Here is a 13,347-nt window from a genome sequence, read left to right on the forward strand (position 1 = left end):
GCCAAAAAGAACCGTCTGAGGGAAGGCCGTTTTATCCCTGAACCCTCTGCAATCCCGTTCCCCATCCCTCAAGTCGTGTAAAGCCGCGAAGATAAGGCAACCGGCGAAACATACCCTGGCGGGACTATGCGGAGGAACAAAGGCATCATTTGGAACTGCAAACACCAGAAACAACCGTCGACTTTTCTGACTGAGTGGATTGGGCATCCTCAGCCGGTTTCTTCTCGCGGGGAGACGGTGCTATCCCACTCCCTTCGGGCGGGGAAAGTAAGCGAAAAGGCTGTTCAGGGGTTAAGGCTTCCGCCATGTTTCCTCGCAAGCGGACAAGTTGCGCTGAGTAGGCACCCGCGGGGGACAAGGCTGCTGTCATCGGTCCCTTTCCACTCCCTGGGCCACGCAAATCCCAAGAGAGACGGTGCAGTCCCGCTGTCCCCCGCGCCCGTACATCACGCACGAGTCGGCCTTGCGCATCGCGGATACGCACAACCAGGCGGTCTTTTTCCGGCACACTTTCCCGCAAATAGTAGGTGATGATAGCCCCCGCTGGCGGATTCGGAGCGGCAAAGCCTCCATCGCTGCGAGCAAATGGCAACTCCGTTACCCGCCAGGTATCACGGATGGGCAAAAGCACAGCGGCAGCCGCCCGGGCTTCGCTCGTCCAGCCACGGAGCGCCGCGTAGTGATCCAGAATGTAAATCCCTCGCCCAAAGGTGGCGCACACCAGGTCCCCTTCGCGTTCTTGGACCGCCAAATCCCGGAAAGGAATCGGCGGCGCCCCGGGAACCCGTTGCCACTGCTCGCCGCCATCCAGCGTCACGAACAGTCCAAACTCTGTTCCCACAAAGAGAAGGTCCGGATGCACGCGATCGGCCACAATCGACCAGACCACATGCCGGTCGGGAAGATTGCCGGTGATATTCGTCCAGCTTTGGCCCAAATCCACAGTTTTGAGTACATAGGGACGGAAGTCGCCATATTGCCAGTTGTTGAAGGTGACGTATAAGGTCGAACGCTCCCGCGGGGAGAAAAAGACATCGGAAACGTAGGTGCCGGGTGGGACGCCGGGAAAATGTTCAATCCTGCGCCACGACTGGCCGTTATTCTCGCTAATTTGGACCAAGCCGTCATCGGTCCCCACGGCCAGCAATCCCGCCTGGACAGGAGATTCGTCCAAAGCTGTGATGATGCTCAAAGGTGTGGTAAACGCATCGCGCGAGACAGCATCCTTACCCCAGAGTTTCCCCATGAGGGGCACTTTGAGGGGATCGAGCTGGCGGGTCAGATCCGGACTGATGACTTTCCAGGTCGTCCCCCGATCGTCGCTTTGGAACACCCGGTTCGCCGCCATGTACAAGCGGGTCGCCGAGTGCGGGCTAATCAACAAGGGGGCATCCCAACCCCAGCGGAGGTTATCTCCTCCCCCTTTAGTAGCCGGCGGTTGTGTGGACTCATCCTGCTCCTCGACTTTCGCGCCTTTCGGCAACGTATCCGCCTCTGTTCCAGACTCGTCCTTTCCCCCGCCGGACTTCGGGTCCGCTTCCTTTTTATCGGATGTCTCCTTCTTTTTTGGAGACTGCTTATCCCTCGAGGAAATCAAGCGAGGTTTGATCGGGACGGAGCGCCCTGTTGTCTTATCAATGCGAACCAGGGCTCCATACTGGGAACTGATGTAAACGATATTCGGGTTACCAGGTTCCACGCGGGGTTGCATGCCATCTCCCCCGCCATAGACTCCCCAGTCGGCGTTACGGATACCGACCCGGTGGGCCGTACGTGCCGGGCCGCCATGAGTGCCGTTATCTTGAGAGCCAGCGTAAATGTTGTAAAACGGCACGGCGTCGTCCACCGCCACGCGATAGTACTGAGTCGTGGGCATATTTGTGAAATGCCGCCAAGTCTGGCCGCCGTCGTAGGTTTCGTACAATCCGCCGTCGTTGCCGCTAAGCCAGTGATTCGGGTCCGTAGGATCAAAGGCGAGGGCATGGTGATCTACATGGACCGGCCAGCGCAGGCGCGTGAAAGTTTTCCCACCGTCATCGGTCATCTGAACGACCGTATCCATAATGTAGAGGCGGTCGAAGCGGTGGGGATCAGCGAAGATTTCTCCGTAGTATTCCCCGGTTTGGACGGGGGCGGCTCCGCGCCGTTCCCAAGTCTCTCCCCCATCTTCGGAGCGGTAGAACGCCCCGCGCTCTTTGGCGGCCGTCTGAATGTGAGCATAAACCACATTCGGCCTTTGAGGCGACACCGCCAAGGCGATCCGACCTAGGTCTCCTTGCGGCAATCCTTTGGTCAAGCGCCGCCACGTTTGCCCGCCATCCGTCGATTTGAAAATGGCACTTTCCGGACCGCCACCCACCAGCACCCCTACATGCCGCCTCCGCTGATAAGAAGCCGCATAGAGCACATCCGGGTTGCTCGGATCCATGACCACGTCAGTGATCCCTGTTTCCGGACTGATGGTCAAAACGGCAGACCAGGTTTTTCCGCCATCGCGGGAACGGTATAAGCCCCGTTCGCCGCCTGAAGCCCACAGCGGCCCTTGGGATGCCACGTAAACCGTCTGCGAATCCCGCGGATCGATCAGAATCCGGGCGATGTGTTCCGAGTGTTTCAAGCCCATGTGCTGCCAGGTTTTCCCCCCATCCGTCGATTTGTACACGCCATCGCCAAACCCCACACTGCGCTGGGACTGATTCTCCCCCGTTCCTACCCAGATGATCTCCGGATTGTGGGGATCCACCGCCAAGCAGCCAATCGAATAAGAACCCTGCTGATCGAAGATGGGAGTCCAAGTGATGCCGCGGTTGGTCGTTTTCCAGACACCGCCGGAAGCCACGGCCACATACCAGATGCTGGGTTGGCGGGGATGAATGACGATGTCTCCGATCCGGCCCGGTTGCAAGGCAGGGCCAATAGACCGCAGCGCCAGTGCTTGCAGGTCTTGGGTTGTCAAGCTTGAAGCCGCCGGACGCGGAGCTGGGGCGATCGGCAACTCCAACCCCCCAACCGGCAACTCCGATCCCCCTTCCACTCCATCGGCCACCGACCGACTCTGATCAATAACCCATCCCACACCCATCAGCAGTGCGACACAGGACAGCATTCGGAAATGCCGCATGGCTATCTCCCGGTTCGCGTCCAAGTCCCCGCTTCCTCCGTGTCCTTCGGTGGAAAGATGCTTCTCCTCAGACGAATCCTTCCCAAACCAAGAATCAGATTGTAGCAGTCAGGATACCGGAGGCGATTGCTCCTGCGAAGGAAAAAACCGTGAGAATCGGGTCCCAACGTCGCCAAACAGCCCGCAAAACTGCGATCAAACCGTTCTCCGCAGACCTTAGATTCCGCCGGACCACCCGCTTGAAAGTGAAACGCCAGCGCTCTAATGTTTCCCTCACAAACTGAGCCGTTGACATCGGTTTTGCCGGCGGCGGCTCTTTCAGGAATTAGTTTGGAGAGACACCTGCAATCGAATAGGAGGGCATCAGTCATGGGCATTTTGCACAAACCCAAGAGTGTCCGCAATCGCCACAAAAAGCGGCGGAAAGCACGCCTGTACAAGTTGCGTGGCGTCAAGAAGTGCAAGCGGCGATGAGGCGGTGCGGCTCCACCTCCAAATCTTCTGCCTCCAGTTTCACTGCCGTCAAAGCTTATTGGGGCTGAGCAACGACAGCCTCCTCCAGAGCGAACAGAAACGCTTCGGGATTGTCATGATTGAGGCGTAACCGCCCGGTAACGAGAATCAAGTCCCGGCGTTTGTCGATCTGCCTGCCAGCCGCAAGGCGGACATATACCAGCCCGTTCGGCTCCGGCGCTTCGCAGAACCAGCACCCCACCGGATATTCCAACAGGAGGAATTCCTGCGGTTGGGGTTGATCTCCCAGGGGTTGCATAAAGCCGTTGAGGCTGACAAGCTGGCCATCTAAGCGGCGGAGGTAGTCGGGGAAGTGGACGGCTCCTCGATCACCGAACGACGTCGCAGCCAGAAGGGACCACGGCAGCGGCGTGGGGCCATCCGATCGGGGAGGTGGAAGCAGCCGCTCATCGAAGGTTTGGAGTAATGGGCGGGAGGAACGGGGACGAAACTGGGACTGATGCTTGGCATGCTGGCGGAGTTTTTCAGCTTCCGTGCGGAACAACAGGCGGCGTGCCCTCAGCGCTGGAGAATTGAGGCCAAACTCCGTGACACAGCCATCGAGCATGGCCGCCGCCACAATCACTTCGCCATCCGCATTAGCCAATTCGGCCAGTAGCCAGAGCAAACGACCATCCTGGGGTAGCCATAACGCCAGTTGCTGAGCAATGGCCACTGCATCAGGGGGAAGCGTCTGCCGGCGCTGTTCCGGCCAGGGTCCCACCGGCCCGTCCCAGGGCACGCCAAAGAGATCATCGACACCCCGTGCCGCGATTCCTCCTTTCTCTGCCCGGCGCAAGCGGACGAGTTTCAGATGATATTCCTCGTAACGCTTCCAGGCGGGAGGTGCTAGACGAACGGCCTCTTGCAAAGCCTCAATAGCCCGGTCCCATTCGCCCTGCAATTGCCAGGCGGTGCCGAGATTGGCGTGCAAAGCAAAGTGGTCCGGCCAGCGGCGTACTGCGGGCGTCAGCACCGCCAGGGCCTCATTCCAGCGGCCCAAACGAATCAGGACCGCCCCGTAATCGGCACTCTCCTGAGCAGTCAGCGGGCGCTGCCTCGCCAAACGCTGATAATGACCCGCAGCGGTGACATACTCCTGACGCAACGGGGAAGGACCACCGTCCGCCGGGCGCTCGGCCGCAATCGTTCGTAAAGCGCGGTGATCGAGTAAAAATCCGCGCCAACGGCTCGGCAGGGGAGCATACTTTTCCGCAGAATAATGGACCCCCGCTCGGACTGCCCCTCCGTCCGCCAGTCCCAACCCCAACAATACCCCTCCGACGGCACCGAACCGCACGAAGAGGCGACATACCGCCCGGTACGTCAGGGAAATTAAGGCGAATAAGAACGGGAACGCTCTCTGTCGCCGGAGACGGAAAGCTTCCTTTCTCTCTGCTAACGGGTGGCCGCGGAACTTCCTCATCGGTCGTCTCGCCAGACTGTGATCCTCGTCAAAGCTCTACCGGCTGGAATGGAATCCGGGGGACGGAGCAATAACGTTGTCTGTCAATTTTTCTCCGGCGTGGAGCGTTGCAGGGCGGCCAACTCTTCCGGAGATAGGGGTTCCAGGACAAATAAAGGCTCATCCCCGTCGAGGAACCATTCGTCCGAGTTCCGCAGGCGGAGGCGGAGGTAATCTCCTTCACTTGTCCCAATAGTATCGCCGGCGGCAAACGTCTGCCTCTCGTAGCGCAAGTAGTCCAACATGTTGCTGAAGAGACTAAACGTGGCCGAGCCGCGGTGATGCCCTTCGGTCCGCATGGCCAGATCCGGCAGGCCGAAGCTGTGGCAGCCGTAGGTCCGCATCCAAACCCCTTCCTCGCCGGCCACTTCCATCTTGACAAATCCCGCGTAGAAGAAGGGCAGCGGCAATGAGCGCATGGCTGAGAGGGTGTCGCCCCGGTCCTCTTCGTTGGGTAGGAAGACCCAAGCGGGCACAGAGGTGCGGGCCTGCTCGTTGAGGGCCACAATCGCTCCATGGGGAACCAGAGCTGCCGTAGCGGCCACCAGTGCCACGTACTGCTCCAGCGGATTCGGGTCGTAACCGGCGTAATACAGTAGAACATGGGTAGCATGCTGAAGGGCCTGCTGTTTGATCTCCGCGGGGTAATGGGCCGGGGCGACGCACCGCTCCACGGCACTGGCCGGCATCGGCGCATTGAAGCCGACCAGTTTAATGACGTGGTCCTTCCAGGCCAATAGGCCCACCACGGCCGAGGGGCTGCCTTGGGCTTGGGTCGGGGCATCCTGAGCGGGCAGCTCTGCCAGTTCCACCGTCGCGGCAGACAACTCCGGATGGTAAGCCCGCAGGGCAGCTTGGATTGGCTCGGCGGGCAAAACCAGGGGATGAGCGGACAAGAGGACTTGCACTGACGGGGGATCGACCAGCAGTGGATTAGCCACCGGTGGCCCACCATCCCGATGCTGACCCCGCCCGAAAAAACGCTCTAGCAGGTCCATAGCTTCAGTCTCCTTTTAGGGTTGTGGCGGCAGGGCGAGGGCCGACGGCGAGTCATTTTGTTTTTCCTATTCTCACTCCACTTGTGCTATCATACACCATCGGATGACCTGCAAGAGCGTTTTGCAGGCTCTTTCCCGGAATTTCGGTGTGCATCCGCCAACTGAAAGGGACCCCGCTATGCTGCAACGAGGTACGCTTTCCCGCCGAGGTTTCATGGCCCGTTCGATCGCAGCCCTGACCGCCGCCGGACTGCCTGCCTGGCATGCCCGCGAGTACTTCGCCGATCAGGCCCGCGCCGCCCAACAACCACCCACTGTCTCCCCGAATCAGACGGTCAACATCGGCGTTATTGGTGTCGGACCGAACCCCCGACGCTCGAATGCCCTCTACGCCGAGGCGAAACGCCACAAACATGTCCGCTTCACCGCCGTTTGCGACGTGGATGGCCGCCACCTGGACTACGCCGTCGCCCAATACAAGAAGGATGGCTTCAACGTCAAACCCTACAAAGATTTCCGGGAACTGTGCGCCGACAAGAATGTGGACATCGTAATCATCGCCACACCGGACCACTGGCACGCCTTGCAAGCAATCGCAGCCCTGAAAAACGGCAAAGATGTTTACTGCGAAAAGCCTCTAACCCTCACCGTCGAAGAGGCTTTGGCGCTCCAGAAAGTGACCCACCAGACCCAGCGAGTGTTGCAGACAGGCAGCCAGCAGCGTTGCGAAATGGCCGGCCGCTTCCGCTTGGCCACCGAATTGGTGCGTGCCGGACGGCTGGGCAAAATCACCCACATGGAATGCCGCATCGGGGCCAATCCCACCAGCGGCCCCATCCCGGCTGTCGATCCTCCCAAGGAGTTAGACTGGGACTTCTGGCTCGGCCCCACACCCAAAGTCCCCTACCGCCAGGACAAGGACAAAACCAACTGCCACTACAACTTCCGCTGGTGGTACGAATATAGCGGTGGGAAAATGACTGACTGGGGCGCCCACCACATCGACATTGCCCAATGGATGCTCGGCATGGATGGCAGCGGCCCCATTCTGGTGGAACACATCGAATCGACCAAGCCTTATGATGGGGGCGATGGTTACAACTGCCACCCGACTTTCAAGGTCCGCCTGACCTACGCCAATGGCGTCCCGGTTGAAGTCAGCCACGGAGCCGGCCGGGAAGTCAAGGGGCTGGTCGATGCCAACGGCAAGGAACGCTCCATCAGTCCGGGTGAAAACGGCGTCCTGGTCGTCGGTACGGAAGGCACCCTCTTTGTAAGCCGCGGCTTCCTCGTGGCCTCGGATAAGAAGCTGTTCGAGCCGCTCAAAGAGGTGCCCGCACTCTATCCCAGCCGGCCTACCAATCACATGACCAACTTCCTGGAGTGCGTCCAGTCCCGGCAAAAGCCGATCTGCGACGTGGATGTCGGTGCTAGCTCGGTAATCGTCTGCCACATTGCCGCCATTGCCTTGCGCTTGGGCAAGAAGCTCAAGTGGGACCCCCAAGCCCACCGCTTCGACGATGAGCAGGCCAACAAGATGCTCAGTCGGGAACGACGGGAACCCTGGCGCCAACTGGCTTGACCCGACCAGACACTTCCGGAATCCGAAAATCCGAATGCTGCCTGGTCCGAGTGCTTTCCTGAAAGCGCCCCACGGAGCATGACGTGATACTCGCTGTTATGCTTCCCGTGGGGCATTTCTCCGTTGATCTCGTCGGGCAGCATAAACTATCCTTAGACATGGTAAACTATCCCCAAGCATGAAGGGACTAGGCCGGTCCTTTCTTCCCCGTTCAGGAAACCCACTTTCGTCATGAAGGACCACGCAGGTTTGGGAAAAGTTGCTACAATGCCAGCATGGAACGTCTCAACAAATACCTGGCCCACGCGGGTGTGGGGTCTCGCCGTTACTGTGACGAATTGATCGCCGCCGGTCGCGTCACTGTGGACGGTGTCGTGGTCACCGCTTTGGGCACGAAGATTGACCCTTTGGTGCATCGCGTGGCTGTGGATGAACAGCCGGTACGTCCTGAGCGGCCCGTGTACTGGCTGTTGCACAAACCGGCGGGAGTTCTTTGTACGAATTATGACCCAGCGGGGCGTCCACGGGCCATCGATCTGCTCCCCCATGTGCAGGAGCGAGTTTACACGGTGGGCCGGCTCGATGAAGCCAGTGAAGGGCTGTTGTTGATGACCAACGATGGCGCATTGGCCGCCGCTCTAATGCACCCCCGCTACGGCATCCCCAAGACCTATCTGGTCCAAGTGGCAGGCAAACCCAGTCGGGAGGAATTGCAACGCCTCACGGAGGGCATTTGGCTCAGCGATGGCAAGGTGCGCGCCAAAAGTGTCCACACTCTCTGGCAGCAGGGAAATAGCACGTGGTTGCGGATCGTCCTTTGTGAAGGCAAGAATCGAGAAATCCGCCGGATGTTGGCCCGATTGGGGCATAAGGTGATGCGCCTGAAACGAATTGCTATTGGCCCGGTTCGCCTTGGACGCCTCAAGAAAGGAAAATCCCGACCCCTGACGGCGAAGGAACTAACCGCCCTGCGTCAATGGGTCGAGAGGGCACGCCAAAAACTGGTTGAGCAACGGGCACGCCTGAACGCCCGCCGTCGATCGCCTCCTCGTCCCCAGCCGCCGGCAACCTCCTCGTGATGTGAGAGCTGCACCAAACCTCCCCGTCGTGATGTCAGACCCTGGATCAGACCTCCCCGACTCAAGCGACAATATCCTGCTCATCCGGGGGAATAGTCATGCCCCATCTCCGCCGTGCCCGTGTGTTCCTCCAGGAACCGCTCGCTGAGCGAACGTATCGCCTGCGCCTGGAATGCCCGGAAATTGCTAGCCGGATTCGGCCAGGCCAGTTCGTGATGCTCCGTTTGCCGGAGTGCAACGACCCGCTCTTAGGTCGGCCTTTCGCCCTCTACGACACCGTTGTCGATGGACAGCAACAACCTTGGGGTCTCGATATCGTCTATCTGTTGGTCGGTCAGATGACGGGCCGTCTAAGCCAGTTGAACGCAGGAAGCTGCTTAGAGATATGGGGACCTCTGGGCCAGCCTTTCCCGGATTTCAGCGGTGTGGAGCAGGTAGTGCTCGTGGCTGGTGGCATTGGCCAGACACCTTTTCCCGCCTATACCCGCTATCTGCTCGGACGCCAAGGGTATGGCGGCGTTCCCCCTCAACAACGCGTATCGAGAGTGCTGCTCTACTACGGTGTCCGGACCGCGGCCCGTGTAGCAGGACTGGCTGACTTTCAGGCGGCCGGTGCCGAGGTGTTCCTGGCGAGTGACGACGGAACAGTGGGCTGGCATGGGTCGATTCTCGACCGGCTCATAGCTGAGCAGCCAGAGGGGATTCTCCTGGGATGCGGACCGGAACCGATGCTCCACTCCCTCGCACGCCTGGCTGTCCAATGGCAACGCCCCTGCTTTGTCTCCCTGGAAACCCCCATGGCCTGCGGCCTCGGAGCCTGCTTCAGTTGTGTCACGCGCATCCGAACCGAGCAGGGTTGGGACTACCGCCGCGTTTGCCTTGAAGGTCCCACCTTCGAGGCAGCCCAGTGGTACGACGCATTCGCTCTGGAGCGCTGATCTTTTCAGGGTATCTACAACAAGCAGCAGGCTAGCCGAAGGCTAGCCGACGGAATCAGTGCCCGCCGCCATTCGGCCGCTCGCAAGACCCAAGTATGCTGCGATTCCGCGTCCTGTGCCCGATCGGGTCATTCACTCCTGACTGATCTGAAAGACGATTTAGCCCGCCCGGAGGGGAAAAGGCAAGGAATAGCGCATGGCACTTCGCAACAGCGGTTGATGCCGCCGGGCCTGTTCAAAGCGCAGTTGGCGAATCCATTCCTCCACATGTTGCCCAGCCATCGGTGTGCGGCACAAGAAGCGTGCAGCACATACCACGCGCAGGGCCAGTGAGGGGCGTCCGGCCCGGATCATCCCGCGAACCAGCCGTTGCAAAATCGGCAGGCTTCCTGGGGCTTGCCGAGCAGCTCGAAGCAACAAACGGGCGCCGCGGCGGACCTTCCCCATCCCGATCAAGGCCTCGCCCAAGGCGGAACGATAGAGCGGGTGCTGGGGTCTCCGCCGCCAAGCGCGCCAGAACCAGCGGGCAGCACGATCATGGCCTCCGACAGGATCCTCTGCCCAGGCGCACCCCAACAAATACTGCCACCGGCTCTTTGTCGGGCAGAGCATGACCGCTCGGCGAAGATGCCATCGGGCACGGGCATACTCTCCCAAAGAGAGATATAGATGCCCTGTTAAGGCTTCCGCTCGCGCACGCTGCTGCACGGACAAGCTCGGCAGATGCAAATACCGCCGCAATAAACGTAGAGCGTCGGTCCGACGGCCCGCTCGAACAGCCTGCCGAACCGACGCCCAAGCCCCTTGGAATACGGTGAGCGTCCTGCTCATGCCAACTGCCTCCTGCAGTTGTTTACCCAGAGATGGGCGATGGTTTTTGCGTCCGTGATGGAGAAGATATACCAACCGTTCCACTTTTCGCAAGCACGAAATCCCGTGCCGCTTCCATTCAGAAAATAGCAAAATCTTCTCCCCATGAAGAGCGGACTGTAGCGTTTTGCGACAGCCCCTCACCGCCTGCGACAGCTTCCCACGTAATACCATGCCGCGCTGGAATCAGCATTCAACGGGATGAACCGAACCTAAGCGAAATTGACGGTCGGCACAGAAACAGAGCGGGTTGGCGCTCTCATTCCGTATTGTCTCATCCTCGCCTTCCCTCCAATCCCGCTTCTCATTGCCGCTCTCGTCACCAGGCCCTGAGTCACAGAAAAAACTGAAGACCTAGGCCGATGGGGTAAGATCACTCTGCGAAGTGTTCTTTGCCTGGCGGCTGAGTCGGGCCAGTACAAAGGATCGCACGCACAAACCAACAAAGACGGCGCAGATGAGGATCATCAACTCCCCGGCGACCGCCGACTTTTTGAAAGGATCGAACGTGCCTGTATTGTTGATCTGCCGGAGGATGGGCATGAAACCGCCGATGACGCCGAGCACGCCGACCAACGCCGCCAGGTGCATCGCGTGTTTGCGGAGTTTGTCGGAAAAAGCCAACCCTCCCAGAATCACCAGGACAATCCCGAACGCTGCCGGAATCAACGCTGTCGGGCTGACTTTGCCTGTCTGGGGATTCGGTTCGGCGCCGAAGTAACCAACCAGACCCACAAGGATGAGCAAAAGGCCGGTGATCACAGTCGGGAGGGCCATCATTGTGCAGAACTCCTCAGCAAGAGTCGATGGCAATGCCAGGAACGGCCGATGCCGTGGTGCCGCAAGCCAGCCATTAGCTGGACTAACGGACGTTCTCAGGCACAGACGATCCGCTAGGCCTTGGCCATGGCCATTTGGACGCGCTGAACCAAATCATCCGGTCCTTCCAAGTCTACTCCCCACGCGTCGGCGAAAACGGTCAGCATGCCATCTGGAGCGATGAAGCGGTGCAGTCCTTGACCTAAGGGGAGGTCTAGGATCGCTCCTTGATCCGGGATCGCTCCAATTTCGGCTAAAGCCTGCAAGAGCAGAGCCTGGGTTTCCATGTCTTCCCGCGAGCAAATATCCACACGCATACCTGCCTCCCCAACCAGCACCGCCCCCTCACTCCCATTCGATCGTCGCTGGCGGTTTACTGCTGATATCATAGACCACGCGGTTGATCCCCTTCACCTTATTGATGATGTTCGTGGCGACACGGGCAAGCAGATCCTCCGGAAGGCGGGACCAATCCGCCGTCATGAAATCATCAGTTTGCACGCAGCGCAAGCATATGACATTCTCATAGGTTCGACCATCCCCCATCACTCCCACCGAACGCACGGGCAAGAGCACCGCAAACGCTTGGGACGTTCGGCGATACCAGCCGCTTTTGTGTAATTCCTCAAGGAAGATTGCATCGGCTTTGCGAAGAATGGCCAGCTTCTCCTCAGTTACCTCACCGAGGCAGCGGACCGCCAATCCTGGGCCAGGAAACGGATGACGCCACACGACTTCCTCAGGCAAGCCCAACTCCAGCCCCAGTTTGCGGACTTCATCCTTGAACAGGTCCCGCAAAGGTTCAATCAACTCAAATCCCAGCTCTTGGGGCAAGCCACCGACGTTGTGATGGAGCTTGATCGTGGCCGCGGGGCCATCGGCACTCCCGCCGCTTTCGATGACATCCGGGTACAGCGTGCCCTGCGCCAGGAAACGGGCATTGGGGATTTGCCGGGCCTCCTGCCGGAAGACCTCGATGAACAGATTGCCGATAATGCGCCGCTTCTCCTGCGGGTCCTCCACCCCCTTGAGAGCGGCAAGGAACCGTTGGCCTGCTTCCACGACATGGAGATCCGCCCGAAACCAGTCCCGGAAGGTATGGCGCACCAGTTCCGTTTCCCCTTCGCGCATCAGGCCAGTATCCACATAGATGCACGCCACCTGAGGACCTACCGCCTTGAGCAGCAGCGCGGCACACACACTCGAATCCACACCCCCGGACAACCCGCAGATGACCCGGCTGTCGCCGATCTGCTCCCGCAGCCGAGCCACTGTTTGCTCCACGAACGCTTGCATTTTCCAGCGGCCGCTGCAACCGCACACATCCCGGAGAAAGTTGGCTAGAATCTGGCCGCCGTGAGGCGTATGGCTCACCTCCGGATGGAATTGCAGGCCGAAGATCGGCCAGCGGCGGTGCTTGACGGCGGCTAAAGGACACTGCTCCGTACTGGCCAGGATTTCAAACTCTCCCGCGCTGTCACTGACGCTATCCCCATGACTCATCCAAACGGTGGATTCTAGCGGATAGCCCTGGAAGAGCGTATTGCGGTCCAGGACTGTCAGCGTAGCTCGGCCATATTCGCGGCTTTTCCCAGCCACTACTTGGCCGCCGAAGGCCGCCACTGCTAACTGCATACCATAGCAGATGCCCAAAATCGGAATCCCGGATTCCCAAAGGCGCGGATCGCACCGCGGCGCCCCCGGCTCGTTGACACTCGCCGGACCACCCGACAAGATGATCCCCCGCGGGCGTAGTTCCAAGACCCGCTCCAACGGTAAATCATGCCGGACCAACTGGCAAAAAACGTTCTGCTCCCGTACCCGCCGGGCAATCAACTGGGCGAACTGCGAACCAAAATCCAGAATCAGGATCAATTCGTCCTTCATAGTCTCTATGCCTATTCTGCCCATCGGCCCGATCACGCCGTTGGAACGGAGGACTTCACGATCGCCGGTTTCCCC

At 59.6% G+C, this 13,347-nt stretch carries 10 protein-coding genes; 3 read left to right on the forward strand and 7 right to left on the reverse strand.

Features of this window, described 5'->3' with window-relative positions; all coding sequences use genetic code 11:
* Nucleotides 1-145: 145 nt before the first annotated feature.
* The 3 genes from H0921_RS06480 to H0921_RS06490 all read right to left on the reverse strand — a co-directional run bounded on the left by H0921_RS06480 (nucleotide 146) and on the right by H0921_RS06490 (nucleotide 6,097).
* Entirely contained in the window at nucleotides 146-3,121 is a 2,976-nt protein-coding gene (locus H0921_RS06480) for a VPS10 domain-containing protein (protein WP_194537245.1), read from the reverse strand.
* Nucleotides 3,122-3,650: 529 nt separating this feature from the next.
* Nucleotides 3,651-4,904, reverse strand: coding sequence for a tetratricopeptide repeat protein (locus H0921_RS06485; protein ID WP_194537246.1), 1,254 nt, complete (start codon nucleotides 4,902-4,904; stop codon nucleotides 3,651-3,653).
* 239 nt (nucleotides 4,905-5,143) lie between these two features.
* Nucleotides 5,144-6,097: a DUF4261 domain-containing protein gene (locus H0921_RS06490; RefSeq protein WP_194537247.1), complete on the reverse strand. Its 954-nt coding sequence runs from the start codon at nucleotides 6,095-6,097 to the stop codon at nucleotides 5,144-5,146.
* Nucleotides 6,098-6,311: 214 nt separating this feature from the next.
* On the opposite strand from H0921_RS06490, the gene H0921_RS06495 reads away from it, so the two are divergent.
* The 3 genes from H0921_RS06495 to H0921_RS06505 all read left to right on the forward strand — a co-directional run bounded on the left by H0921_RS06495 (nucleotide 6,312) and on the right by H0921_RS06505 (nucleotide 9,696).
* Nucleotides 6,312-7,679 carry a Gfo/Idh/MocA family protein gene (locus H0921_RS06495; protein WP_228499125.1) on the forward strand — a complete coding sequence of 456 codons (1,368 nt, stop codon included), beginning with the start codon at nucleotides 6,312-6,314 and terminating at the stop codon, nucleotides 7,677-7,679.
* Between the two features lie 275 nt (nucleotides 7,680-7,954).
* Nucleotides 7,955-8,758, forward strand: coding sequence for a pseudouridine synthase (locus H0921_RS06500; RefSeq protein WP_194537249.1), 804 nt, complete (start codon nucleotides 7,955-7,957; stop codon nucleotides 8,756-8,758).
* 98 nt (nucleotides 8,759-8,856) lie between these two features.
* A complete protein-coding gene (locus tag H0921_RS06505; RefSeq protein ID WP_194537250.1) occupies nucleotides 8,857-9,696 on the forward strand; it encodes a dihydroorotate dehydrogenase electron transfer subunit in 840 nt (279 codons plus the stop codon).
* A 159-nt stretch (nucleotides 9,697-9,855) separates the two neighbouring features.
* On the opposite strand, the gene H0921_RS06510 is transcribed toward H0921_RS06505, so the two are convergent.
* From H0921_RS06510 to guaA, 4 genes are all read right to left on the reverse strand, one after another.
* A complete protein-coding gene (locus H0921_RS06510) occupies nucleotides 9,856-10,527 on the reverse strand; it encodes a tetratricopeptide repeat protein (protein ID WP_194537251.1) in 672 nt (223 codons plus the stop codon).
* Between the two features lie 393 nt (nucleotides 10,528-10,920).
* Complete coding sequence (locus tag H0921_RS06515) at nucleotides 10,921-11,346, reverse strand: hypothetical protein (protein ID WP_194537252.1); 426 nt, start codon at nucleotides 11,344-11,346, stop codon at nucleotides 10,921-10,923.
* Nucleotides 11,347-11,459: 113 nt separating this feature from the next.
* Nucleotides 11,460-11,702, reverse strand: coding sequence for a hypothetical protein (locus tag H0921_RS06520; RefSeq protein ID WP_194537253.1), 243 nt, complete (start codon nucleotides 11,700-11,702; stop codon nucleotides 11,460-11,462).
* Between the two features lie 28 nt (nucleotides 11,703-11,730).
* Nucleotides 11,731-13,272: a glutamine-hydrolyzing GMP synthase gene (guaA, locus tag H0921_RS06525; RefSeq protein ID WP_194537254.1), complete on the reverse strand. Its 1,542-nt coding sequence runs from the start codon at nucleotides 13,270-13,272 to the stop codon at nucleotides 11,731-11,733.
* Nucleotides 13,273-13,347: the final 75 nt, after the last annotated feature.

This window comes from Thermogemmata fonticola (assembly GCF_013694095.1).
Taxonomy (GTDB): Bacteria; Planctomycetota; Planctomycetia; order Gemmatales; family Gemmataceae; genus Thermogemmata; species Thermogemmata fonticola.